This window comes from Methylophaga nitratireducenticrescens, from assembly GCF_000260985.4.
Taxonomy (GTDB): Bacteria; Pseudomonadota; Gammaproteobacteria; order Nitrosococcales; family Methylophagaceae; genus Methylophaga; species Methylophaga nitratireducenticrescens.
On sequence record NC_017857.3, the window covers coordinates 1,054,394 to 1,078,984 of the forward strand.

A 24,591-nucleotide genomic window follows, 5' to 3' on the forward strand; every position below is an offset into this window, starting at 1 on the left:
TGGGCAGGCTTGATACAATTCGCGCCATGATAAATTTCAGCCAACTTTCTTTACGACGCGGACCACGGTTACTGTTTGAAGCGGCCAATCTGGTGATTCATCCTGGGCAGCGTATCGGTTTGACCGGCGCCAATGGCACTGGTAAATCCAGCCTGTTTGCGATGATCCGCAATGAAATACATGCTGACAGCGGTGATCTGACGTTTCCTGAATCCTGGGTGATCGCCCATGTTGCACAGGAAACGCCCGCGGTCGATACAACTGCCATTGACTATGTGTTGCAGGGCGATGCTGAACTGAGTCAGCTGCTCACACAATTGGCACAAGCAGAACAGAACAATGATGGTCATTTGCAAACCCAGCTGCATGACAAAATAGGTTTGATTGATGGTTATACCGGCCGTAGTCGAGCTGCAAAATTACTGCATGGATTAGGGTTTACTGCTGAGCAGCAGGAACATCCGGTCAGAACCTTTTCAGGTGGCTGGCGTATGCGACTTAACCTGGCCCAGGCACTGATGTGCCGTAGTGACTTATTACTGCTGGATGAGCCCACCAATCATTTGGATCTCGAAGCCGTCTATTGGTTAGAAGAATGGCTCCGCAGTTATGCTGGGACGCTGCTGGTGATTTCTCATGATCGTGAATTTCTCGATAGAGTCGTCACCCATATCGCTCATATCGAACAACAGCGCATCAAACTGTATACTGGTAATTATTCGGATTTTGAAATCGCCCGTGCCGAGCATCTGGCCAATCAGCAATCCGCTTATCAGAAACAGCAATCAGAAATCGCCCACATCCGTGATTTTGTGAATCGATTCAAGGCCAAAGCGACCAAAGCCAAGCAGGCTCAAAGCCGTATCAAAGCCTTGGAGCGCATGGAAAAGATCGCTCCGGCGCATGTCGATTCACCGTTTCATTTCAGCTTTTTTGAGCCGCGACGTTTAACCACGCCAATATTAGCGCTGGATAAAGCCAGTGTTGGTTATCAGCAAACACCGTTAATCGATAATATCAAGCTCCACCTTGCTCCCGGCGATCGTATTGGTTTGTTAGGCCCTAACGGTGCCGGTAAATCGACATTAATCAAACTGATTGCCGGTGAACTGGAACCGCTCAGTGGTAAACGCCGGGAAGGTAAAGATATTGTTATCGGTTATTTTGCCCAACACCAATTAGAACAATTACGTCCTGATGAAAGTGCAATGAAGCACTTACAGCGGCTGGACCCTATGGCGACTGAACAGGATTGCCGTAATTTTCTCGGCGGTTTTGGCTTTAATGGCGATACCGGTCTGGAACCGGTTGCCCCATTCTCTGGTGGCGAAAAAGCCCGGCTGGTTCTGGCCCTGCTGGTTTATCAGCGCCCGGCTTTATTGTTATTGGATGAACCTACCAATCACCTTGATTTGGAAATGCGGCTGGCGTTAACCATGGCTTTGCAGGAATATGAAGGGGCATTAGTGGTGGTATCGCATGATCGCTATTTCCTACGTAATGTCACTGATGCTCTCTGGCTGGTAGCTGATGGTAAAGCCGCTGCTTTTGAAGGTGACCTTGATGACTATCGGCAGCTGCGTTTAGGCCGTGAAACGGTTAATGCTTCTGCTGATAAAAGCCCTGCCGCCAACAATGGCAAAAAACTGGATCGACAGGCGGCAGCACAACAGCGTCAGAAATTACAGCCTTTGCGTAACCAGGTTAAAAAGGCAGAGCAAGTCCTCGATAAACAGAACGCTGAACTTGCCAAAATAGAATTACAACTGGCTGATACAACGCTGTATGAAGCGGCCAATAAAGAAAAACTCAAAGACCTGTTACAACAGCAAGCTGCCACCAAGGCGGCATTGGAACAGGCTGAAATGGACTGGCTTGAAGCCAGTGAAATACTTGAAAACGCAGAAACTGCAGAGGTTTAATCCGTGGCATTATTGTCTTTAAAACAGCTGACCGTCAGTTATGGTGGCCCCAATTTACTTGATAAAGTCGACTTTCAGCTCGATAAAGGTGAACGGGTTTGTCTGGTTGGCCGCAACGGCGCTGGTAAATCCACCTTGATGAAAGTCATTGCCGGAGAAATCACCCCAGATGGTGGTGATATGGTGGGCTTGCAAGAATTGAAAATTGCCCGGCTGGAGCAGGAAGTTCCTGCTGGCACGGCTGGCAGTGTGTTTGACGTTGTCGCTGCCGGACTGGGCGAAGTTGGGCCTTTACTGGTGGAATATCATCATATTGTTCAGCAACTGGAACACGATAGCAGTGAACAAATCCTTAACAAGCTGGAAAAAGCCCAGCATAAACTCGAAGCAGTGGATGGCTGGAGTCTGGAACAGCAGGTTGAAACCGTTATTTCCCGTTTATCGCTGGATGCAGATGTTGAGTTTTCCAGTTTATCCGGGGGGATGAAAAGACGGGTTCTCCTGGCTCAGGCATTGGTACGCCAACCGGATATTCTATTACTGGATGAGCCGACCAACCATCTGGATATCAGTTCTATCACCTGGCTGGAAGGTTTTCTGAAAAGTTATGGTGGCACCTTATTGTTCATCACCCATGATCGTAGCTTTTTGCAGGCCTTGGCTACCCGTATTGTGCAGTTGGATCGTGGGCAACTGGTGAGCTTCCCGGGTGATTACAAAAGCTTTCTGGAGAAACGTGAAGCTTTACTGTCGGCCGAAGCAGAGCAGAATGCGCAGTTTGATAAAAAACTGGCTCAGGAAGAAGTTTGGATTCGTCAGGGTATTAAAGCACGTCGCACACGTAATGAAGGTCGGGTGAGGGCGTTGGAGAAGCTGCGCCGGGAACGTGGTCAACGCCGAGAGGTGTTAGGCAATGTGTCGATGAAGATCCAGGAAGGCGATCGGAGTGGCAAGCTGGTGGTGGAAGTTAAGAATATCAGTCAGGCATTTGATGGCCGACAGTTATTCAAAGATTTCTCAACGGTGATTCAGCGCGGTGATCGCATTGGTATTATCGGACCCAATGGCTGTGGTAAAAGTACGTTACTGTCGATTCTACTGGGTCGGGCAGAACCACAATCCGGAACAGTAAGGTTAGGTACCAATCTTCAGGTGGCGTATTTTGATCAATTACGTAGCCAGTTGGATGAAGAGGCCAGTGTTGTCGATAACGTCGGGCAGGGTAGAGACTTTGTTGAAATTAATGGCAGTCCTAAACATGTGATCGGTTATCTGCAAGATTTTCTGTTCACCCCGGATCGTGCAAGAACACCGGTAAAAGCCTTGTCAGGTGGTGAGCGTAACCGTCTGTTACTGGCGAAATTATTTACCCAGCCAGCCAATTTACTGGTTTTGGATGAGCCAACCAATGATCTGGATGCGGAAACGCTGGAATTGCTGGAAGACTTGTTGCTGGGCTTTACCGGCACTATGCTGTTGGTCAGCCATGATCGAAGCTTTCTGAATAATGTGGTGACCAGTTGCATCGTATTTGATGAAGATAAACAGGTCCGTGAATATGTTGGTGGTTATGATGATTGGCTGGCACAACGCCAGCAGTCTGCGAAACAGGAAAAGCCTGCAGCCAAACTGGAGTCTGCTTCTGCTGCAAAATCGGCTAAGAAAAAGTCGAGCTTAACTTATCAGCAGCAACTCGATCTGAAATCATTGCCTCTAGAGATTGAACGACTCGAGCAACAAATCGCTGCGTTAACCGAAAAAATGTCGGCTGCAGATTTTTATCAGCAAGATGCAACCAATATTAAACAGACTCAAACTCAAATGACCGAACTCGAGCAAAGTCTTGAGTCCGCGTTTGAAAAATGGGAAAAGCTGGAAGCTTTACAAAACTTCTGATTTTAAAAGGTATTTTTGTCAGACACCAAAAAGCCACTGCCTTGTTCTTAAGACAGTGGCTTTTCAATAACGTTTATTCGTCTAGCAAGGCATCACGATTGTCCTCACGAAGATGAGGCAGTACCCACATTTCATACATAGATACTACCCACATAAATGCAAATGACATTGCCATTGCAGCACCAGCGATGATAACAAGCCATGCAAAATTTGGATTCAACTTAGTTAACCACCATGAACTGATATCAATTAAGAGAAATATATATGGCATGGAAATTACGAATACTTTCAGTACTGTGGGAACACCTGATGCAAGACTGAAAATAAGGCCGACAAACATAAAAATAAAGGCTATGCCAAATAAATGAATGTGCGAGACCCGAGCAAGTGATGTAAAACTGGCTCCTGTATCGATAACTGCGCGTTCTTTTATCTGTTTAAAATCAGAATAGTCTGGAACTGCACCAGCAGCCTCAGCGTTATGGCAAATGATGCATTTGTTATCAAAGATTTGTCTGATGCCATCATTTTCATAGGCTTCTTCCGTTGCACCGGCGTACACCCAGCTAATGATCTTGTTGCGTTCATCCTCGGTTGCCATTGGTTTCATCGATCCGTGCAATTTATTTTCTAGCAAAGAATTGCTTCTGTTACCGTAATAACTATAGACGATATCATCAATTGAAAGGCCGTACTCACCATCAGCCAAACCATGGGTAAGCTGAATTTGCACAATTGCCATCAGATAACCCACTGCCACCACAACCAGATAACCGGTAAAAAGAGATTTTAGAGAAGTGCCTTGACTGGCGAGATTAAGATTGTGATTTTTTGCCATGATGTGTCCCTTATTTTTATTGTGTTTATTCTATTACAGAGCGCTTTTACTGAGTAGCGAAAATCACTCTTTGTTGCCAAAAACCTGCTGCAAAATCTTCGACGTCCGTGCTGCCGGATTACTGCGGATCTGTTGTTCTTCCTGCGCCAGCATAACAAATAACCCATCCAGAGTCTGATCGGTGACATAGCTTTGAAGATCCATGTTCAGCTCCTGACCGACTAAAGGCACTGAGCTCAGCTTATCATCTAACTGGTTGTAATAGCGGGTAGCACCAACCTCATTCAGAGAGCTGTCAATAATAGGTTTAAATAGATCTGCAAGTTTGTTGCGGGTTCGTTCTTCAAAGAAACGTGTGGCAGCATCATTATGACCATTTAAAATGTTATGGGCGTCATCGATCGTCATGTTTTTAATGGCATCAATCATAATGGAAGTTGCTTGTGGAGCGGCTTTTTCTGCTGCACGGTTAATACTTTCCTCAAAATCATCAGCCATTTTATTCAGTCCCAGCTGACGCATTAATCCGGCAGCTTGCTGAACGCGAGGAGGTAACGGAATACGAATCTTCGGGTTGTTAAAATAACCTCCCTCTTTACTGACATTTTCTACAGCTTTTCTAGTACCGACTTCTAGGGCTTCTTTTAGGCCGTTGGCAATCGTGTCAGAACTTAAAACCGACCCTTCTGATGTGCCAAGCGCTGTACTACCTGACTTACTGAAGTCTTCGAGGAATTTTTTCCAATCAGCATGGCTGGAGGATGCTACCAATAGAGTAAAGAGAAGAAGTACCTTGGTGACTTTTACCGAAAATTTCATGGTGTAATTCCTATTCTTCTTAGCTTTGATAGTGCCTGTATGTCTCAGTAAGCGTCAAGCTATCCATTAATATCATTTGGAATAAAGGACAAAAAAAAACCGGTTAATTGCTTAACCGGTTTTCATATCTATCGGATCTGGTTATCAGCTAGGGACAACGTTTTCCGCTTGTGGACCTTTTTGACCTTGTGTCACTTCCATAGTGACAGCTTGGCCTTCTTTCAGAGTTCTGAAACCATCTGATTTAATTGCGCTATGATGTACAAAGACATCTGGACCATCGGCGCGTTCAATAAAACCGAATCCTTTTGCGTCATTGAACCATTTCACTGTGCCTGTAACTTGCTCTGCCATATCAACCTCAATATCTTAAATCTTCTGCTAACTTAACTCCTAAGCCAGCTTACACTACCCCTTAAAAAGGGGTTAATCGCATTGTACGCCCAAAATTTAACAAAAAGTCACATTTATTTTGGTCGCACCAATATTTTTCCACCATTAAAAATTGCTCGTAAAAGTATAAATGCAGTGCTTAGGCATTGAATTTACTGGATTTATAAGCATGTTAATGTTCTGGATATTAGAATTTAATGATTTTATTGAACACTGGGTTTCTAGCCGTAGTGCGGAATAAAATGCGCGATTTAGACTAAACTGGCTTGAAATCAGCTGGTTTTTCGGAACCATCCCCGAAGAAGAATTTCTCCAATTCCGTTTTTAAAAATGCCTGAGATTTGGGATCGGCTAATGATAAACGATACTCATTAATCAACATGGTTTGATGCGATAGCCACATCTGCCAGGCTTCTTTTGAGACAGTTTCATAGATTTTTTTGCCTAAATCCCCAGGATAAGGTGGAAAATCAAGTGCTTCTGCTTCTTTGTCAAGTTTTACACAATGCACGGTACGTGTCATAGCATCCTCTCGGTTGATGATAAAAATTTAATTAACTGTTTAACTGGAGCGGGTATGCCCAACGTTAACGCTTGCTCTATTCTAACCCAGATAAATCTATTATTCTCAGCCACAAAAGGGATTGGCTCGGCAGTAAACAGATAAGGTTTTATGGTTAATTTGAAATGACTGAAAACATGTTTGATTTCCGGCAAAGATGATTCCAGTAAGGTTTTTTTTAACGGTAAAATGTTATCTGCTGCATCAGCTGTTTTCCCCTCAGGAAAACTCCATAGACCTCCCCATATACCATTTTTCGGACGTTGCTCCAATAATATGTGGTTATGCTGATCTCTATAGACGAACCAGTTAGTTTGACGGATAGGCTGAATTTTTTTGGCTTTACGTACCGGGAATAAAGTTGGTTCACCCGATGCAAAAGCCTGACAATCAGTTTGAAGAGGACATTTCTGGCAGGCTGGGCGACTGCGGGTACATAAGGTGGCTCCCAGGTCCATTTGCGCCTGAATATAATTAGCAATCCGTTGTTCAGGCAATAATGTCTCGGCACGCTGCCACATGGTGGCTTCTGCGTGTTTCTCACCCGGCCAGACATTAATGGCATCATATCGGGCCAAAACGCGTTTTACATTACCATCCAGAATCGGATAGCGCTGATGAAAGGCCAGCGCCATAATGGCTCCGGCTGTAGAACGACCAATTCCTGGCAAATCCAAAAGCGACTGAAAATCCTCCGGTACCTGTGCGTCATGGAGTTGTTGTATCTGAACGGCTGCTTTATGCAGATTACGTCCACGCGCATAATATCCAAGCCCCGACCATAAACCAAGAACATCATCTATGTCGGCATCGGCCAGAACATTAATGCCTGGGAAACGATCAATAAAACGCTGGTAATAGGGAATAACGGTAGCAACCTGAGTTTGCTGAAGCATCACTTCAGAAAGCCATACATGATAAGCCGATGGATTTTGCTGCCATGGCAAATCCTTACGACCATGATGGTCGTACCAGGCTAATAAACGTTCACTGAAGCTGCTAGTCAAAATAGAATCAGGCCATGTTCTTTTATGAACATGGCCTCTTGTTGATTATTTATTAGAATAAACTTTTCAGTTTTTCCTTCAACAAATCCTCTTCCGAGGACTCATCTGCAGAGTCTGCTTCATCTGAAGATTGCTCATCAGTAGCAGGCTCTTCAGCAGTTTTATCGGAAGTTGAAGATTTTGATCCCCCACCCAGTTTATTGCCCAGTAATCCACCAAGCTCATCACCCAGATTTTCTTTTAGTTTTTCTTCAGCTTTGGCTTTAATTTCACCAGTGGCCTGTTCTTTTAAGACCGAGGCCAAATCCACTTTGGGTCTTGGATTATCAAAACTGCCGGTAATTTTTACAGGAATGGTGATACCTTTCAGATCCTCAAGAGTTTTGCCTCCCTGACCTTCAGCTGTGCCGACGATTGAAACGCGAACTGAATAATCAATGACTTCTCTGGGTAGATCAATATCCCCCGCACCAGTGACTCGCAATAACGGAGACATTAATTCTAGATCCTGATTGTTGACGATGCCTTCATTGGCGGTGAATGTGCCTTTCAGGCTGCTGAAATCAGTTTGTACCGGATCGTTCGTTTCTGCGGCTTTTTGTCCGGACAAAACAGCCTTAGCCTGGCGAATGGCTTCGGCAATATTAATGCCTTTCAATGCACCATCAGTAAACGAAAATGCTCCATTACCATTCAGACTTTGTTTAATAGCATCAATATCTTTGCCACTGCCATTCAGTCTCACATTGGCATTTGCTGTACCTGAAATACGATCATTTCCAGTCAGATCTTGCAATAATGGTCCTGCCTGAACTCCCTGCAGGTTTTCATCAACAGCAAGTTTCAAGCTGTCACCACGGGCATCAAGGTTGACATTACCCTGATACTTCCCCTGATATAGCTCTGCTGACAGGGGACTCAGCTTAATCAGACCATCTTTAGCATCAATCGTAATGACAATGTTTTCACTATTAATACCACTGGCTTTGAGCTTACCGATTTTTAAACTGCCTTTGGCATTAATGTCTCGCAGGGCTTCCAATGGTAATTCACTGGGGCCATTTTTTGCTGGTGTAGTGGGTGTAGCCGCTTCATTTGCCGTGTTTTTCTCATCTACTTCGACGGGGGGCAAATAACGATCTGCATCAATTTGATCCAGTGTCAGATTAAATGAATAGGCTGGTTTTTCGAAATTGCTGATACCGAATTGACCGCTCAACTGACTCTGATCGAGTATCAGTTGCAAATCTTTGGCATTAAGCGAATTTTTACTGCCACTGATTTCACTGCTCAGCTGAACAAGCTCTAAAGAACTGTTATCTGCCATTTCAGGCAGTTCAATTTGTAAGTCTTCGATTAACTTACGCAGATTGAAAGGCTTCACCTGGATATTGCCATTAAATGCCAGATCATCAGACAGGATCTTTTCCGCCTGTATTCGTCCATTCATCGTCAGATCTGCCAATTTGACGGCAAGATCATTAACCTGCAATGTTTCATCTGCTAGATTAGCTATAAGGTTGGTTGTGACATCCAGTTTGCTTTTGCCACCGGGTAGATTTTTATCTTCAATATCTGCACTGATAACAAGATTTGTAATGCTATGTTGCTCCGATGCCAGATTGGCTTCGATGGAACCTGTCATATTGGCATTAATCTTTTGTTCAGTACCCGTCGCCTGTAAATCAATGGCTAGGTTTTGGATTGTCACCAACTCACTGGCCATATTGGCATTAATATTAGCTTTAAGATCCAGATTAGCCTGTTGAAGTGGCATTGCAGAACTACTGGCAACGGTATTGAGCTTTAGTGACTCCAGGGCATAAATCTGGTTTTCAATATCGACGATTACCTTACTTTCAAGTTCGATATGCGCTTTGACTTCCGGCTTGCTACTGATCAAGTCAAATGATGTGATCAGTGATGTGGGGTCTCCAGGAACCAGAGGATCCGTGTCCAGATTGAGATTGCGTAACTGGAAGTTCTCATCTTTACTGGCATCTGACCACAATACATTGGCATTGGTTAATTTAACACCGGCAATACTTATTGAAGACAAGCCACTTGATGCTTCAGATGAAGCCTTTTTAGAGTCGGTGGAAGTCGTTTCAACTGTTTCATCGCTTGCTTTAGTTAAATCATCCCAGTTGGTAACACCTTCTTTGTTAGTTTCCAGATTGAGCAGTAACCCATCCAGCACGATAGTGTCCATTTCCAGCTGTTTTTTCAGCAGAGGCATCAGTTTAATGCGAATTTCGGCGGCTTCAACACTGGCAAATGAATCGGATTTAAAACCATTAGCATTACTAAGCGATAATGGTCCGAGCTCTAATGCTACCCATGGAAATACCGATAATTCGATATCACCCTGTAACGTCAATTGACGGCCTGTGGCTTTTTCAACCTGAGCGGCAATTTCATCTTTGTAATCGTTCGGATCAATAACGAAGGGTAGGGCTGCAAGAGCAGCGATAGCAATGATGATTATTGCAATAATCAGTTTGATAAAGGTACGCATGGTTTGATCCTGTACTTTTTGAAGGGCAATGGCAAAGATGATAAGCCATTTGACGGGGTTTATGAACCGGTTTTAACAATATAGGTGAAACGTTCATAGTCCAATGTTGCTGAAAACAGATCTTTGGTTTCAACACCAATGGAATCCCCGCTAACATTAAATATCGTCAGTTTACGTTTAGGGCTGAAGACGCCTTTTTGCATAATAAGTGCTGGCGTTTGCGTTTTTAACTGCAAGCCCGGATATAAAGTACTGCCGGGATTTGGTTGACAGGTCACGATTTCTGGCATTCCTTCAAGTATATGCAAACCAGCTTGAGCATGGTTCTGCCAATCGTTACAAAACCAGCAAATAGTCGCTAATTGCACAGTGTCTTGCTGTTTCAGTAATACCAATTCGTTTACATCAATATTGTCTCTACAATCTGTAATCAGCAGTAAGCTGCCAAGCTCAGAGTTGTTTGACACTCTTGCTTGCATGCTGTTTGTTAATGACCCATTAAGTGCATTTATAATATTTTCGAACCCGTGATAAAGCTCTATAACGCCACTATCACTCAATTTATCTCTAGTTGATTGCCGTTGGTAATTGGCGGCCAATTGAGGCATAACCTGCCGAATCAACTTTAAATCCAAAGCATTTTCTCGTTTAGTGGATTGAATCAGTTTTTGTCCAAGAATGGTTAATGCATCCTGAGTTTGTAACATACGGTTATCAGCTGCGACACGGATTAACTGAGGTGTTTTCGATAATGCTTTTGGAGCGCTATCTTCTTTCACTTCAATACAAAAATAGCCTGTTAGCAAAAAGGTATTTTCCAGGGACTGCTGTTGCGGCGGAATAGCGGTAATAATTACCTTGTCAATTACTCCAGAGAGCAACGAATAGAGTCGGATAACGGAATATTTTGACAAGCTATAGGGATCGGCAATCGCCGTTAATGCTATACGTTTATAAAGTTGTTCAAAACTATCACAGCTTCCTAACGTGGATATTTCCGGTTTACGCTTTAAAACAGTCGCTTTTTCGAGATAAATTAAAAGTTGATTGAGTTGCAACCAACAATCCTTCGGTGCTGTTCGATAATACATATAAGCATGCAAAATCTGTAACGAAATTAATTCACTGCCGCGATTCAAACAGAATAGATAGCGAGTTTGATCTGCTGGATGTTCACCGCGTTGATAATGTTTGTCAGCAAGGTTGAAATATAACTCGGCAAGGCAACGCAGGATTTGGTCAAAATTAGCCATATTTTTTCGAGTCGATCTTTTGAGGCTTATTTCTGAGGCGATAATTTTGCTGTCACGGCTTAACAATAAACGTTTGAGTTCGTGGTAGTACACCTCCAACAGATTTATCTGTCGACTCTCAGAAATATGATGTTGTTTGATGGCTTGAAGATTTGCCAGCAAGATCGAAAGGCGTTGGGAGAAATCATCGGTAAGTTGGGATAACCAGGTTTTTAATAAAGCAGGGTCAGTAATAATGTCACCGTGACGTTCACCTGATACTGCTGAAGTGAGTAGATTCAGTTTGGGTAGATCGGTGGCCGGTTTCGAATGGTTACGCCACAGTGCGCTGCTGAGCCACATACTGAATAATCGCGGGTTAAGGACTCGGCGGGCAGGAGCTTGCAGAAAAAGGAAGCTTTTGGCAGACGATTTCGTAGATTGAGCAAAATGCCTTTCAGCAAAAGCAAACAAGGAAAATAGATTGCTGCTGGTGAGCGGTAATTTTATTTGCAACAGGTTTTTTTCATGAGTGTCTTTACGCCGACTACAATAAATATTGAGCAAGTTGGTATCACGTTGATGCCAGGCTTTTAAGCCCTCAGCATTATCGATGTTGTACAAATATAAAACGGCATGACCCAGGCGACTGATTTGCCACTGGTGGTTTAAGGATGAATTGTAATGAGACAATAAAACCTGCAGTTGTTGATGATCTGCATCATTGAAGCCGAAGCATCGTATTCGCAGATTAGCCAATTTAACTTTGCTCCGCCTCAATTAATGGCTGAAACTGACGGATCCGAACTGTTCTTATGGCATTATCAGCGGTTTGTATAACTTCAATAACATAATCATCAATACGCAGACTCACCCCGGGGTCCGGAATGCTTTCTAGATACTCTAACACCAGACCATTTATGGTTTTAGGTCCATCTGTTGGCAAATTCCAATCCAGTGTACGGTTTAACTCACGAATATTGGCTGAACCATTAATCAGATAACTGCCATCACTTTGTGGATGAATTTCTTTTTCATCATCGATGGTATTGGCCGTAAATTCACCAACAATTTCCCGGAAAATATCTTCCAACGTAATTAAGCCAAGCAAATCACCGTATTCGTCAACCACCAGTCCGGTACGACGTAATTTACGTTGAAATTGAATTAACTGGGTATTAAGAGGCGTGCCTTCCGGAACGTAATAAGCTTCTTTGACAATGCTTTGAAATGTTTGAGGGTTCAGGTTGTCCTGAGTCATTAGATTAAAAGCTTTGCGAACATGCAAGATACCGACAATATTGTCCATGCTGTCCCGGTAGACTGGCAGCCTGGTATAACCACAATGTGAAAGCTGTTTGATAATGTCGGTAAAGGGTTGATTGATATCAATGCCTTCAATTTCGTTGCGCGGTACCATTGCGTCGTTAACGGTGACCTGTTCCAAATCCAGGATGCTCATCAACATATCTTTATGACGGTTGGGGATCATGCTACCGGCTTCCATTAACGCAATTCGCAATTCTTCAATATTAATAGCAGTTGAAGTAGCGTCTTCACGAGAGACACCAAATAAACCGAGCATACGATTGGTGATCGCACTGGTGAACCACACCAAAGGATAAAGCAGGAATAACAATGGCTTTAAAACAAAACTTGCGGGATAAGCCACACGTTCAGGATGTAAGGCTGCCAATGTTTTGGGAGTGACCTCAGCGAATAACAAGATGACCAGAGTTAAGGTAAATGTTGCTACGACAATACCGTTCTCTCCCAGCAATTTAATGCCAATTACTGTCGCAATGGCTGAGGCAAAAATATTTACAAAATTATTGCCCAACAGAATCAGCCCAATCAAACGATCCGGTCTTGCCAGCAAGTTGCTGGCAATCATTGCGCCACGATGACCTTTTTGCGCAAGGTGTTTTAAACGATAGCGGTTTAGTGACATCAAGGCCGTTTCGGAACTGGAAAAAAAGGCTGATAACACCAGTAGAAAAAATAAAATGAGAAACAGCGCGATTAATGAGGTGTTTTCTAACATCAGTTTAACTTTGAATTAAAATTTCAAGAACGAACTTGCTACCTACATAAGCCAGTATCAAAAACCCAAAACCAGATAACGTCCATTTCACCGCTGTCTGGCTGCGCCAGCCATATTGTCTGCGGCCCCAGAGTAGTCCGGCAAAAACCAGCCAGGCAATAATTGAAAATACTGTTTTGTGAGCCAGATGTTGAGCAATAAAATCCTCGACAAACAAAAAGCCTGTAATTAGCCCTAATGTCAATAATGTGAAACCCGTATAGATCAACTGGAACAACACTTTTTCCATTGTTTGCAGCGGTGGAAGTTTGCGTACCCAGCCTCCGGCATGTTTATGGCGTAATTGTTTTTCCTGAATAGCTAGAATGATGGATTGTATTGCGGCAAGTGCAAGCAGGGCATAGGCAATAAGTGATAATAAAATATGCCATTCCAACGCCGGGTCACTCAGAGCGTGCTGGCTGCCCGGAGCTTCTACCTTGAGCATTAAACATAAGGCAACCAAAGGGTAAACTACAATTCCAGGATGGGCCACTGGCGAGCGCACACCTGAAAGCATGGCAATAAAAGCCATTAGCCAGGCGGCGATGGATAAGGTACTCATCAGACTCAAATCCCATCCTTGTGCAAATTTCATTGTGAAATAAATATCTGCAGCGTGGAATAATAGCGCTAATGTCGTCAAAATGCCGATCGGCAGGGCAAGTTTGTTTGTGTCTGGCGCCCGTTTGACAAAGTCACGGATCAGAATAACGCTACTACTCAAATACAGTAGGAAGGCTAATGCATTGGCAATGGCCATGAGGGGAGATCCTTAATTTCCAATGAAATATCCAGTAAATTGCTTGTTTAAACATAAATGATAAGCTGCTTCAACGGATATCATATCAGTTATAATGCAATTTCTAGAGTCTGTTTGTTTTTTTTATAACTTCTCATTGTGGTAGTGAGGAAAGATAAACTGACTCTGTCTAAACAGTACTGATTTTTCAGTAACGATGCAGGATACATTATGTTTGACAGCCTAAGTGACAGACTCGCCGTTAGCCTTAAAAAACTGCGTGGTCAAGGTCGAATCACCGAAGACAATATTAAAGAAACGCTACGTGAAGTACGTATGGCTTTGCTCGAAGCTGACGTTGCACTGCCAGTCGTACGCGAATTTATCGAAAGAGTAAAAGAGCGGGCAGTCGGGCAGGAAGTGATGCGCAGCCTCAGTCCTGGTCAGGTTTTCGTCAAAATAGTTAATGACGAACTGGTCGCCGTCATGGGCGATGAAGACAACAGTCTCAATCTGAATAGTCAGCCGCCGGTTGTTATTTTGATGGCTGGCTTACAAGGTGCAGGTAAAACAACCAGTGTAGCCAAACTGGCCCGTTTTCTGAAAGAAAGACAAAAAAAATCGGTGATGGTCGCCAGTGCCGACGTTTATCGTCCAGCAGCGATTGAGCAGCTTAAAACCTTGGCAAGTGATGTTGAAGCCAAGTTTTTCCCCAGTGATGCTAGTCAGGATCCTGTAGCAATCGCTCAGGCTGCCGTGGCACAAGCAAAACTTGAATATGTTGATGTAGTCATTGTTGATACAGCTGGTCGTCTGCATATTGATGACGACATGATGGGCGAAATCAAACGCATCCACGCGGCGATTAATCCAACTGAAACTTTATTTACAGTTGATAGCATGACCGGTCAGGATGCGGCGAACACCGCAAAGGCATTTAATGAAGCATTGCCACTGACCGGTGTGATTCTGACCAAAACCGATGGTGATGCACGAGGCGGTGCGGCCTTATCGATTCGGCATATCACCGGTAAACCCATCAAATTTATGGGGGTGGGTGAAAAGACCACTGCGCTGGAAGTGTTTCATCCGGATCGCATTGTTTCGCGAATTTTGGGAATGGGCGATGTACTTTCCCTGGTCGAAGAAGCACAACGCAAAATTGATACTGACTCAGCCGAAAAACTGGCTAACAAGCTCAAAAAAGGTAAGGGTTTTGATCTGGAAGATTTCCGCGATCAACTACAGCAAATGAGTAAAATGGGCGGCATTGGTACGTTGATGGATAAATTGCCCGGCATGGGGCAAATTCCAGATGCCGTTAAAAATCAGGCCAATGATAAAGAACTGGTCAGGATGGAAGCGATGATCAATTCAATGACACCGAAGGAGCGACGTCGTCCTGAATTAATCAAAGGCTCCAGGAAAAAACGTATTGCAGCTGGCTCTGGCACACAGATCCAGGATGTTAACCGCCTACTGAAACAGTTCTCACAAATGCAGAAAATGATGAAGAAAATGGGACAGAAAGGCGGTATGGCTAAAATGATGCGCGGCCTTGGTGGAAAACTGCCAATGGGCGGCGGTGGCATGCCTTTTTAACACAATCGCATTTACAGCTTTGCAAACCTTAGATAAGTGCGTAAAATAACTCTATTTTTCCATCCAGATTTTCAACGGGTAGGTTTATGGTAACAATCAGAATGACACGCGGCGGCGCAAAAAAGCGTCCTTTTTACGGCATTGTCGTAACAGATTCACGTAGCAAACGTGATGGACGTTACATCGAGCGTCTGGGTTTCTTTAACCCGATTGCTAAAGGCCAGGAAGAAGAGTTACGCATTGATTTAGAACGCGTTAAACATTGGATCAGCCAAGGTGCACAAACCTCTGAGCGTGTTGCCCAGCTGATCAAGCAAGCACAAAAAGCTGCTTAATTTTACTCCGGGAGTCTCGTGATGGCTGATGCCAGCGAATACATCCCGGTAGGGAAAATATCAGGAGTTTTCGGCGTAAAGGGTTGGGTTAAAGTTTTTTCATTTACTGACCCCCGCGACAACATTCTGGAGTATAAACCGCTATATGTGCATCGTCATGGGGATTGGATACCAATCGAAGTGAATGGTGGTCAATTACAGGGTAAGGCGGTTGTTATGAGTCTGGAGAAGGTCACTGACCGAAATCAGGCCATGACATTGATTGGTTCAGAGCTGGCGATAAAACGTTCGCAATTGCTGGAAACTGATGAAGATGAGTTTTACTGGGCTGACCTGGTTGGCCTGACAGTTATTAATGCTGAAAATGAAAAACTGGGAATCGTTGATCATCTGTTAGAAACAGGGGCAAACGATGTTCTGGTGGTAAGTGGAACAGAGCCTGATACGGAGTATCTGATTCCGTTTGTTCTGGATCGAACTGTACTAAAGGTTGATTTGGAAAACAAACAGATTCAGGTTGATTGGCAAGCTGACTATCTTTAATGAATTAAGATGAAGCTGTCAGTAATCTCATTGTTTCCGGAGATGTTTGCGGCGATAACAGAATATGGTGTAACCGGCAGGGCGGTAAAACAGGGCAGATTAAGCCTGAATTATTTAAACCCGCGAGAGTTTACAACCGACAAACATCAGACCGTGGATGACCGACCTTATGGTGGTGGTCCCGGGATGGTAATGAAAGTCAGTCCTTTGTTGGATGCGATTAAAACAGCAAAACAACAACTTGGTGATGATGTGAAAGTCATTTATTTATCACCACAGGGACAAAAGCTGAATCAGCATGCGTTAGGCGAAATGGCCAAACGTGAATCGATGATTCTGCTGGCTGGTCGCTACGAAGGTATTGATGAGCGACTGGTTGAACAGGAAATTGATGAGGAATGGTCGATAGGTGACTATGTCCTCAGCGGGGGTGAGCTGGCAGCCATGGTGATGATTGATGGTATTGCCCGTTTATTACCCGGGGTGTTGGGTGATGCCGAATCTGCCGAGCAGGATTCGTTTATGAGTGGTCTGCTGGACCATCCACATTACACCCGCCCGGAACAGTTAAATGGCCAGACAGTACCAGCCGTACTGTTAGGTGGAAATCATGAGGCAATACGTCAGTGGCGCCTCAAACAGTCCTTAGGACGAACATGGTTACGGCGACCTGATTTGTTGGAATCGATGACATTATCAACAGAACAGGCTGCTTTATTGGAAGAATTTATTGCCGAGCGCGGGCAGGATTAGTTGGGAGCAAACAATGAGTAACATTATCGATCAGCTTAACGCTGAACAATTAAGAGCCGATATTCCGGATTTTTCTGCCGGTGACACAATTGTTGTCAAGGTTCGTATCAAAGAAGGTGAGCGTGAACGTGAACAGGCTTTTGAAGGCGTTGTTATCGCTAAACGTAACCGTGGTTTGCATTCAGCTTTCACTGTTCGCAAAATCTCTAACGGTGTTGGTGTTGAGCGTGTTTTCCAGGCTCACAGCCCAACCATCGCCAGTGTTGAATTGAAACGCCGTGGTGATGTTCGCCGTGCGAAACTTTACTACTTGCGTGATCTGACTGGTAAAGCGGCACGTATTAAAGAAAAATTGTAATTCAGCGGATCGATTGATCCGTCATTACAGAAAAAGGGACAAAGTTGATTTTCAGCTTTGTCCTTTTTTTATGCGGTTAAATCGACATGCACTATAGTCAAACTGAAACAATTCAATGAAACAAGCTGTTGATAAACACGAAGGTCATTTACAGAGTTTTCTTGATTCTTTATGGCTTGAATCAGGGCTTAGCGATAATACCGTAATGGCCTATCAACATGATTTAGTGGCTTTTGCCAGTTGGTTGCAGCCGTTTGATGTGACATTGGCCAATGCGGAACGTGAACATATTCAGCGCTATCTTCAGCAACGAATGCGAGAGGGTAAAAAGGTACGCAGCGATGCACGCCTGTTATCCAGTCTTCGCCGTTTTTACCGCTATTTATGTCGTGAAAGTATTCGTGATTCAGATCCTACTGCTTTGCTGGAATCTCCAAGACTAGGCAAATCATTGCCGGGCAGTTTGTCAGAAGAGGATGTTATCAATCTGTTAGCGCAACCTGATACTGAAACGGCCTTGGGTATGCGCGACAGAACGATGCTGGAAGTGCTTTATGCCACTGGCTTACGGGTATCTGAACTGGTGGCATTAACCTTTGAACAACTCAATATGCGTCAGGGTTTAATACGCTGCATTGGTAAAGGCAATAAGGAAAGATTGGTCCCATTAGGCGAAACGGCATTGGACTGGTTGCAATTGTATTTGCTTGAAAGTCGACCTCAGTTATTACAAGGTCAAGTGACGGATGATTTATTTCCGACCCGGCGGGGACATTCAATGACCCGACAGGCTTTCTGGTACATTATCAAACGTTACGCCAAACTGGCGCATATTGATAAGCCGCTTTCACCACACACGTTACGACATGCTTTCGCCACCCATTTGCTGAATCACGGGGCAGATTTACGAGTGGTTCAGCTTTTACTTGGCCACGCCGATTTGTCCACCACCCAAATTTATACCCATGTTGCCAAAGCCAGACTCCAGCAAATGCATAATCAGCATCATCCACGTGGTTGAGTTTCCGCTGCCATATCAGCTGATGTTAAACTGCCTGGCTAAAATTTAATTTGATTGGGAGAAGCTAGATGCCCTCATTTGATATTGTTTCTGAAGTAGACAAGCATGAACTGACCAATGCGGTTGATCAGGCAAATCGTGAACTGGATAACCGCTTTGATTTCCGCGGAACCGATGCCAAAGTCGAGCAGTCTGACAAAACGCTGACCATGTTTGCCAACAGTGATTTTCAATTAGATCAGTTGCTCGATATTCTCAGAATGAAACTGGTGAAACGCGGTATTGATATCAGCTGTCTTGAACTCAAGGATCCTGTGGGTTATGGCAAGATGCGAAAGCAGGATGTGCTGGTTCGTGAAGGCATCGAAAAAGATCTGTCACGCACCATCGTTAAACTGATTAAAGAAAGCAAAATTAAAGTGCAGGCAGCAGTACAGGGCGATAGTGTAAGAGTGACCGGCAAAAAACGCGATGATCTGCAACAGGTTATGGCGCTATTGAAAAGTCATGATTCGATTGATATGCCGCTGCAATTCAATAATTTTCGAGATTAAGAGAAACAACAAATGAATTTAAGCCGATTGGTATGGTTGCCGTTATTGCTCTGCATGGGCCTGGCGCATGCAGATGAGATGTCAGAGCTCAAAGCCGAACTCAACAAACAATTACCCGATATGCAGTTGCAATCATTAGCACCAGTTGGCCAAAGTGGTTTATATGAAGCTGTTATTGATGATCGTATTTACTACTTCACGGCAGATGGTCAATTTTTGATTCAAGGTGATTTACTGGCGCTGGAAACGCGTGAAAACATTACTGAAGCGCGTCGTACGGAAGTGAAAAAGACTTTACTGGATCGTATAGAAGAAGATGATCTGATTATTTTTGCCGCCAAAAAACCGGACTACACTGTTACCGTCTTTACTGATGTTGATTGTGGTTATTGCCGTGAGTTGCATCGGCAGGTAAAAAACTACAACGATTTGGGCATCACTATTCGCTATATGGCTTACCCTCGCGCAGGTGCAGAATCCGAATCAGCTAATAAATTAATTGAAGTCTGGTGTGCCAAGGATCAGCAGAAAGCCATGACGGATGCGAAAGCCCAGCGCGAAGTGAAAAAAACATCTCTCTGTGAAAATAATCCAGTAGCCGAGCAGTTTGAAATTGGTGGCAAGTTGGGAGTGCGTGGTACGCCGGCAATCTTCCTGGAAGATGGTCAGATGTTACCCGGATATGTGCCACCGCAGAAATTGCGCGAAATTCTGGATGAATATCTCGGCTAGTTGAGGGAGAGTATAGCTTGCCCCTCGGGCAAACGTTTATCGACTAAGCGTATTTTCTCAGGGGTAATTTCAATATAACTCGCATCAGGCTGCCAATCCCCTAATACGATTCGATAGTTTGAAATGTTTTGCGAAGATTGCAGTGTATGAATAGCTGGGCGGTGGGTGTGCCCGTGAAGCAATAGACTGGCATTATATTGCTGCATTACCTGTCTGACAGCAGCAGGATTCACATCCATAATCTGTGCCGGTTTGTTTTGTTTCTGCTGTTTGCTTTTGGCTTTGATTTTATCTGAAATTCCTTGGCGAACTGTTAAAGGCATTGCCAGGAATAGTTTTTGTAACAAGCGGTTTCGCACCACTTTTCGGTAACGCTGATAACTCACATCATCAGTGCACAAACTGTCCCCATGCATTAATAATATTTTGTGTCCGTATACATCAATCATGATCGGATCTTCCAGCAAGGTACCGCCAACCCGTCTCGCAAAATCTTTACCCAACATAAAATCCCGATTGCCAACCATCAGATAAATTTTGCTGCCTTGTTGCTGAAGATTTTGTAATGCCTGAATAAACGGATCAAATTCAGTCGGGACTAAATCATCTCCCAACCAGGTATTAAAAATATCTCCAACTATGTAAAACGCATCGACATTAACCTGCTGGGCAACAAAATCAGTGGCCAGCCGGATAAGCTCCGGCTGGTCAGGACTAAGATGTAAATCTGAAATAAACAGGGTTTTCATTTGAATGGAACGATGAATTATTCGACCACAATCGCTTTTTCAATGACTACAGCTTCTGCAGGAACATCCTGATGACCACCACGCATAGTCGTTTTTACTTTGCGAATTGCATCGACTACATCCATGCCTTCGATGACTTCACCAAACACGGCATAGCCCCAATCCTGCATGGTTTTGTCGCGGTGATTCAGAAAGTCATTGTCTTTGGTATTAATAAAAAACTGAGCAGTTGCAGAATGCGGATCGCCAGTGCGGGCCATCGCGACAGTGCCTTTTTTATTACTTAAGCCGTTATCTGCTTCATTTTGGATGGACGCTTCGGTTTTTTTCTGTTTGAAGGATTCATCAAACCCACCGCCCTGGATCATAAAGTTTTCAATGACGCGATGGAAAATGGTCCCATCATAAAAACCGGATTCAACATATTGAATAAAGTTTTTGACCGTTTCAGGCGCTTTGTCAGCATTCAGCGCGATAACTATATCGCCGTGATTAGTGCTGAGCTTCACTTTGGATTGTGTGCCACCGCCTTCCGCTTGGGCGGCCAGCGAAAACGAAGCAAAAAACAGGGGAGCCAGATGGCGATATAGTAATTTCATGGTAGTTTGTCCAAAAATTGCAAAAACCATCATGATAGAGCATCAAAGCAATTCAGGTGAAGACAATTAAAGCCCTTTTCAGATCCAAGATACCGAAACAGCACTGTCACCCGACGCTGCTGACAGCGTATAATGCGCATTCACATTTAACTGTAAACACTCACTATGTCGGAATCTGCTGCTCATCACAATTTCATACGCACAATTATTCAGGAAGATATTGCCGCTGGCAGACTCACCGGAAAAGTGGTGACCCGTTTTCCTCCTGAGCCCAATGGCTATCTGCATATAGGTCATGCCAAGTCTATTTGCCTAAATTTCGGTTTGGCTGAGGAATTCGGCGGTGACTGTCATTTACGCTTTGATGATACTAATCCCGCCAAAGAAGAGCAGGAATACATTGAAGCCATCATGGAAGATGTCCAGTGGCTGGGCTTTAAGTGGGCAGGCGACGTACGTTATGCATCAAGCTATTTTGAGCAGTTTTACGATTGGGCCGTTCATCTGATCAAGCAAGGCAAAGCCTATGTTTGTGATCTCACCGCCGAACAAGCCAGTGAATACCGGGGCTGGGCAACCAAGCCGGGTAAGGAATCGCCATTTCGTGGTCGCAGCGTAGAAGAAAACCTCTCTTTATTTGAAAAAATGAAAAATGGTGATTTTGACGAAGGTTTTTGTGTTCTGCGCGCGAAAATTGATATGGCATCGCCTAATATGAATTTGCGTGATCCGATTCTATATCGTATTCGCAAGAAATCGCATCATCAAACCGGTGACAAATGGTGTATTTATCCCAGTTATGATTTTGCCCACGGGCAGGGCGATGCGATTGAAGGCGTCACCCACAGTATCTGTACGCTGGAATTTCAGGACCATCGTCCGTTGTATGAGTGGTTTATTGCAAATCTGCCCGTGCCTTCACAACCAAAGCAGTATGAGTTTGGTCGCCTCAATCTGAACTATACGGTGACCAGTAAGCGCAATTTAAAACAACTGGTCGATGAGCAAATCGTTGCCGGTTGGAATGATCCCAGAATGCCAACGATTTCAGGTATGAGACGGCGCGGTTACACAGCTGCGGCGTTACGCGCTTTTTGTGACGGCCTGGCTGTGGCCAAAACAGACGGTATTGTGGATATTGCCCAGCTGGAATTTGAAATCCGTAAAGATTTAAATGAAAACGCAGCACGTGCCATGTGCGTGTTGACTCCTTTGAAAGTGACCATCACCAATGCTGATGAAAGCGTTGAATGGTTGGAAGTCGCGAATCATCCGCAACAGGAAGCCATGGGCCAGCGTGCATTGCCGTTCACCAAAGAAATTTTCATCGATGCCAGCGACTTTACCGAAGACACCAGTCTGAGCCGGAAAAAGTTCAAGCGTCTGGTGATTGGCGATTATGTACGATTACGTGGTGCGTATGTCATTAAGGCTGATGAGGTCATCAAGGATGACAGCGGTGACATTATTGAAGTGATTGCCTCGTTAGTGCCTTATACCGTTGGCCAGAATCCGCCAGCTGAAATGAAACCTCGTGGCGTTATTCACTGGGTTTCAGCCACAGAAGGCAAAGAAGTCGAGCTGCGGTTATACGAAAGATTGTTTTTGGCGGAAGCACCGGGAAAAGCAACGGGTAACTATCTTGATGACGTTAACCCGGATTCGTTAAAGGTCACTAAAGCGATTGCCGAACCGGCCATTGTAAATTGTGAACCTGAAACTGTTTTTCAGTTTGAACGGGAAGGCTATTTTGTCAGTGATCGGTATGATCACAGCGCCGAGACGCCAGTCTTCAATCTGACCATTGGTTTAAAAGAGACTGTAGATAAATAAAAAATGTTAAAACTTCACAATACTCTATCCAAGCAGAAAGAAGTCTTTAAACCGATAGAGCCAGGCAAAGTTAAAATGTATGTCTGCGGTATGACGGTCTATGACTTGTGTCATGTTGGTCATGCACGGGTAATGGTGGTTTTTGATGTGGTCACGCGTTACCTGCGTGCTAGTGGTTATGACGTGACCTATATCCGTAATATCACCGATATAGATGACAAGATCATTAAACGTGCAGCGGAAAACGGCGAAACAATTCAGACATTGACTGATCGCTATATCAAGGAAATGCACGCCGATGCAGATGCTTTAGGTGTACTCAGACCGGACCGTGAGCCTCGCGCCACCGAAGCCATGCAACCTATGCTTGATATGATTCAGACCCTCATCGATAAAGGTCTGGCATATGTTGCTGAAAATGGAGATGTCTATTATGACGTCAGTGAGTTTTCGGGCTATGGCAAACTTTCTGGTCGACAGGTAGACGATTTACGCGCCGGCGAACGCATTGCAGTTAATGAAGCGAAAACCGATCCGCTGGATTTTGTTTTATGGAAAGCCGCAAAACCTGAAGAACCAGCATGGGATTCGCCATGGGGGCCGGGTCGTCCGGGCTGGCATATTGAATGTTCAGCGATGTCAGCAGAATGCCTGGGCCATCATTTTGATATTCATGGCGGCGGACAGGATCTGCAGTTTCCACATCATGAAAATGAAATCGCTCAATCTGAAGGCGCACATGGTTGCCAGAGTGTGAACTACTGGATGCACAATGGCTTTGTACGGATTGATGACGAGAAAATGTCCAAATCGCTGGGTAATTTCTTCACCGTGCGAGAAGTATTGGCCAAGTATCCAGCAGAAGCCGTGCGTTATTTCATTTTAATGAGCCATTACCGTAGCCCATTAAATTACGCTGAAGATCAATTGGAACAGGCCAAAACAGCCTTAACCCGTTTTTATCATTCCTTGCGTGATGTCACACCTGAAACCGTTAGCTGGCGGGAGGATGCTGAGTTTGCATCACGTTTTGCTGAAGCCATGGATGATGACTTTAATACAGCATTAGCATTGTCGGTTTTGGCAGATGTACGTCAGGCGCTGAACATAGCCCGTGAAGAAAACGACGAGCAAAAATCAGCTTATCTGGCAGGGTTGTTATTGGCCTTTGGTGAAGTGTTAGGTTTGTTCCAGCAATCTGCTGAGGCTTTTCTTACCGGTGGCCAACAAGATGAAGCCGGCAAAATTGAACAATTAATTGCTGAGCGTAATGCTGCCCGTGCTGCAAAAGACTGGAGCCGCGCAGATCAGGTACGTGATGAACTCACTGCAATGGGAATTGTGCTGGAAGATGCTGCTGGTAAAACCAGCTGGCGTAAAATTTAAGATTTGTCTCAGCTGCCTGTTAATGGTGGCTGAGACACTTTGATTTATGGCAATTTTCTCCTGATCTAAATCAACAATAGCGTCATTTAATCTTCTTCCCGGCTATACAAAGTG

At 44.3% G+C, this 24,591-nt stretch carries 23 protein-coding genes; 12 read left to right on the forward strand and 11 right to left on the reverse strand.

The features are described 5' to 3' along the window. Window positions 1-26 precede the first annotated feature (26 nt). Together Q7A_RS05065 and uup are read left to right on the forward strand one after the other, a co-directional pair. A complete protein-coding gene (locus Q7A_RS05065; protein WP_014706260.1) occupies window positions 27-1,922 on the forward strand; it encodes an ATP-binding cassette domain-containing protein in 1,896 nt (631 codons plus the stop codon). 3 nt (window positions 1,923-1,925) lie between these two features. Next, window positions 1,926-3,818 carry an ATP-binding cassette ATPase Uup gene (uup, locus tag Q7A_RS05070; protein WP_014706261.1) on the forward strand — a complete coding sequence of 631 codons (1,893 nt, stop codon included), beginning with the start codon at window positions 1,926-1,928 and terminating at the stop codon, window positions 3,816-3,818. A 73-nt stretch (window positions 3,819-3,891) separates the two neighbouring features. Here the strand turns inward: uup and Q7A_RS05075 are convergent, their stop codons facing one another. From Q7A_RS05075 to Q7A_RS05115, 9 genes are all read right to left on the reverse strand, one after another. Further along, window positions 3,892-4,656 (reverse strand): hypothetical protein, encoded by a 765-nt coding sequence (locus tag Q7A_RS05075; protein WP_014706262.1) that lies wholly within the window; start codon window positions 4,654-4,656, stop codon window positions 3,892-3,894. Between the two features lie 63 nt (window positions 4,657-4,719). Then, complete coding sequence (locus Q7A_RS05080; RefSeq protein WP_014706263.1) at window positions 4,720-5,475, reverse strand: DUF4197 domain-containing protein; 756 nt, start codon at window positions 5,473-5,475, stop codon at window positions 4,720-4,722. Window positions 5,476-5,619: 144 nt separating this feature from the next. Further along, window positions 5,620-5,829 (reverse strand): cold-shock protein, encoded by a 210-nt coding sequence (locus Q7A_RS05085; protein ID WP_014706264.1) that lies wholly within the window; start codon window positions 5,827-5,829, stop codon window positions 5,620-5,622. Between the two features lie 295 nt (window positions 5,830-6,124). Beyond that, window positions 6,125-6,391, reverse strand: coding sequence for an oxidative damage protection protein (locus Q7A_RS05090; protein ID WP_014706265.1), 267 nt, complete (start codon window positions 6,389-6,391; stop codon window positions 6,125-6,127). Next, entirely contained in the window at window positions 6,388-7,437 is a 1,050-nt protein-coding gene (mutY, locus tag Q7A_RS05095) for an A/G-specific adenine glycosylase (protein WP_202971554.1), read from the reverse strand. Before mutY ends, Q7A_RS05090 begins: the two co-directional genes overlap by 4 nt. Before the next feature lie 52 nt (window positions 7,438-7,489). Next, on the reverse strand, window positions 7,490-9,955 hold the full coding sequence (locus Q7A_RS05100) for an AsmA family protein (protein ID WP_014706267.1): 2,466 nt from the start codon (window positions 9,953-9,955) through the stop codon (window positions 7,490-7,492). Window positions 9,956-10,014: 59 nt separating this feature from the next. Further along, a complete protein-coding gene (locus Q7A_RS05105; RefSeq protein WP_014706268.1) occupies window positions 10,015-11,946 on the reverse strand; it encodes a hypothetical protein in 1,932 nt (643 codons plus the stop codon). Window position 11,947: 1 nt separating this feature from the next. Continuing rightward, window positions 11,948-13,231 (reverse strand): HlyC/CorC family transporter, encoded by a 1,284-nt coding sequence (locus Q7A_RS05110; RefSeq protein ID WP_014706269.1) that lies wholly within the window; start codon window positions 13,229-13,231, stop codon window positions 11,948-11,950. A 4-nt stretch (window positions 13,232-13,235) separates the two neighbouring features. Further along, window positions 13,236-14,033, reverse strand: coding sequence for a cytochrome C assembly family protein (locus Q7A_RS05115; RefSeq protein ID WP_014706270.1), 798 nt, complete (start codon window positions 14,031-14,033; stop codon window positions 13,236-13,238). A gap of 210 nt (window positions 14,034-14,243) precedes the next feature. On the opposite strand from Q7A_RS05115, the gene ffh reads away from it, so the two are divergent. The 8 genes from ffh to Q7A_RS05155 all read left to right on the forward strand — a co-directional run bounded on the left by ffh (window position 14,244) and on the right by Q7A_RS05155 (window position 19,910). Beyond that, window positions 14,244-15,614, forward strand: coding sequence for a signal recognition particle protein (gene ffh / locus Q7A_RS05120; RefSeq protein ID WP_014706271.1), 1,371 nt, complete (start codon window positions 14,244-14,246; stop codon window positions 15,612-15,614). Window positions 15,615-15,700: 86 nt separating this feature from the next. Beyond that, complete coding sequence (gene rpsP, locus Q7A_RS05125) at window positions 15,701-15,949, forward strand: 30S ribosomal protein S16 (protein WP_041354399.1); 249 nt, start codon at window positions 15,701-15,703, stop codon at window positions 15,947-15,949. A 21-nt stretch (window positions 15,950-15,970) separates the two neighbouring features. Further along, a complete protein-coding gene (gene rimM / locus Q7A_RS05130; protein ID WP_014706273.1) occupies window positions 15,971-16,492 on the forward strand; it encodes a ribosome maturation factor RimM in 522 nt (173 codons plus the stop codon). 9 nt (window positions 16,493-16,501) lie between these two features. Continuing rightward, window positions 16,502-17,245 carry a tRNA (guanosine(37)-N1)-methyltransferase TrmD gene (trmD, locus tag Q7A_RS05135; RefSeq protein ID WP_014706274.1) on the forward strand — a complete coding sequence of 248 codons (744 nt, stop codon included), beginning with the start codon at window positions 16,502-16,504 and terminating at the stop codon, window positions 17,243-17,245. Window positions 17,246-17,258: 13 nt separating this feature from the next. Further along, window positions 17,259-17,603, forward strand: coding sequence for a 50S ribosomal protein L19 (gene rplS, locus Q7A_RS05140; protein WP_014706275.1), 345 nt, complete (start codon window positions 17,259-17,261; stop codon window positions 17,601-17,603). 115 nt (window positions 17,604-17,718) lie between these two features. Beyond that, complete coding sequence (gene xerD / locus Q7A_RS05145; protein WP_014706276.1) at window positions 17,719-18,624, forward strand: site-specific tyrosine recombinase XerD; 906 nt, start codon at window positions 17,719-17,721, stop codon at window positions 18,622-18,624. 68 nt (window positions 18,625-18,692) lie between these two features. Beyond that, window positions 18,693-19,178 carry a YajQ family cyclic di-GMP-binding protein gene (locus Q7A_RS05150; protein ID WP_014706277.1) on the forward strand — a complete coding sequence of 162 codons (486 nt, stop codon included), beginning with the start codon at window positions 18,693-18,695 and terminating at the stop codon, window positions 19,176-19,178. A gap of 12 nt (window positions 19,179-19,190) precedes the next feature. Further along, the gene (locus Q7A_RS05155; protein ID WP_014706278.1) at window positions 19,191-19,910 is read left to right on the forward strand and encodes a thioredoxin fold domain-containing protein; all 720 of its coding nucleotides are present in this window, start codon (window positions 19,191-19,193) and stop codon (window positions 19,908-19,910) included. On the opposite strand, the gene Q7A_RS05160 is transcribed toward Q7A_RS05155, so the two are convergent. Both Q7A_RS05160 and Q7A_RS05165 read right to left on the reverse strand, forming a co-directional pair. Continuing rightward, window positions 19,907-20,659 (reverse strand): UDP-2,3-diacylglucosamine diphosphatase, encoded by a 753-nt coding sequence (locus Q7A_RS05160; RefSeq protein ID WP_014706279.1) that lies wholly within the window; start codon window positions 20,657-20,659, stop codon window positions 19,907-19,909. The two genes, Q7A_RS05155 and Q7A_RS05160, sit on opposite strands and share 4 nt — an antisense overlap. A 17-nt stretch (window positions 20,660-20,676) precedes the next feature. Then, the gene (locus Q7A_RS05165) at window positions 20,677-21,258 is read right to left on the reverse strand and encodes a peptidylprolyl isomerase (protein ID WP_014706280.1); all 582 of its coding nucleotides are present in this window, start codon (window positions 21,256-21,258) and stop codon (window positions 20,677-20,679) included. A gap of 165 nt (window positions 21,259-21,423) precedes the next feature. On the opposite strand from Q7A_RS05165, the gene Q7A_RS05170 reads away from it, so the two are divergent. Both Q7A_RS05170 and cysS read left to right on the forward strand, forming a co-directional pair. Beyond that, on the forward strand, window positions 21,424-23,091 hold the full coding sequence (locus tag Q7A_RS05170) for a glutamine--tRNA ligase/YqeY domain fusion protein (protein WP_014706281.1): 1,668 nt from the start codon (window positions 21,424-21,426) through the stop codon (window positions 23,089-23,091). 3 nt (window positions 23,092-23,094) lie between these two features. Further along, window positions 23,095-24,477 (forward strand): cysteine--tRNA ligase, encoded by a 1,383-nt coding sequence (gene cysS / locus Q7A_RS05175; RefSeq protein WP_041354400.1) that lies wholly within the window; start codon window positions 23,095-23,097, stop codon window positions 24,475-24,477. Window positions 24,478-24,591: the final 114 nt, after the last annotated feature.

Bases quoted from the DNA above. Each gene is read 5' to 3' on its own strand.
- Q7A_RS05065 (WP_014706260.1), top strand. From the start codon at position 27: ATGATAAATTTCAGCCAACTTTCTTTACGACGCGGACCACGGTTACTG.
- Q7A_RS05075 (WP_014706262.1), bottom strand. From the start codon at position 4,656: ATGGCAAAAAATCACAATCTTAATCTCGCCAGTCAAGGCACTTCTCTA.
- Q7A_RS05080 (WP_014706263.1), bottom strand. From the start codon at position 5,475: ATGAAATTTTCGGTAAAAGTCACCAAGGTACTTCTTCTCTTTACTCTA.
- Q7A_RS05085 (WP_014706264.1), bottom strand. From the start codon at position 5,829: ATGGCAGAGCAAGTTACAGGCACAGTGAAATGGTTCAATGACGCAAAA.
- Q7A_RS05090 (WP_014706265.1), bottom strand. From the start codon at position 6,391: ATGACACGTACCGTGCATTGTGTAAAACTTGACAAAGAAGCAGAAGCA.
- Q7A_RS05100 (WP_014706267.1), bottom strand. From the start codon at position 9,955: ATGCGTACCTTTATCAAACTGATTATTGCAATAATCATCATTGCTATC.
- Q7A_RS05110 (WP_014706269.1), bottom strand. From the start codon at position 13,231: ATGTTAGAAAACACCTCATTAATCGCGCTGTTTCTCATTTTATTTTTT.
- Q7A_RS05115 (WP_014706270.1), bottom strand. From the start codon at position 14,033: ATGGCCATTGCCAATGCATTAGCCTTCCTACTGTATTTGAGTAGTAGC.
- ffh (WP_014706271.1), top strand. From the start codon at position 14,244: ATGTTTGACAGCCTAAGTGACAGACTCGCCGTTAGCCTTAAAAAACTG.
- rpsP (WP_041354399.1), top strand. From the start codon at position 15,701: ATGGTAACAATCAGAATGACACGCGGCGGCGCAAAAAAGCGTCCTTTT.
- rimM (WP_014706273.1), top strand. From the start codon at position 15,971: ATGGCTGATGCCAGCGAATACATCCCGGTAGGGAAAATATCAGGAGTT.
- trmD (WP_014706274.1), top strand. From the start codon at position 16,502: ATGAAGCTGTCAGTAATCTCATTGTTTCCGGAGATGTTTGCGGCGATA.
- rplS (WP_014706275.1), top strand. From the start codon at position 17,259: ATGAGTAACATTATCGATCAGCTTAACGCTGAACAATTAAGAGCCGAT.
- xerD (WP_014706276.1), top strand. From the start codon at position 17,719: ATGAAACAAGCTGTTGATAAACACGAAGGTCATTTACAGAGTTTTCTT.
- Q7A_RS05150 (WP_014706277.1), top strand. From the start codon at position 18,693: ATGCCCTCATTTGATATTGTTTCTGAAGTAGACAAGCATGAACTGACC.
- Q7A_RS05155 (WP_014706278.1), top strand. From the start codon at position 19,191: ATGAATTTAAGCCGATTGGTATGGTTGCCGTTATTGCTCTGCATGGGC.
- Q7A_RS05160 (WP_014706279.1), bottom strand. From the start codon at position 20,659: ATGAAAACCCTGTTTATTTCAGATTTACATCTTAGTCCTGACCAGCCG.
- Q7A_RS05165 (WP_014706280.1), bottom strand. From the start codon at position 21,258: ATGAAATTACTATATCGCCATCTGGCTCCCCTGTTTTTTGCTTCGTTT.
- Q7A_RS05170 (WP_014706281.1), top strand. From the start codon at position 21,424: ATGTCGGAATCTGCTGCTCATCACAATTTCATACGCACAATTATTCAG.
- cysS (WP_041354400.1), top strand. From the start codon at position 23,095: ATGTTAAAACTTCACAATACTCTATCCAAGCAGAAAGAAGTCTTTAAA.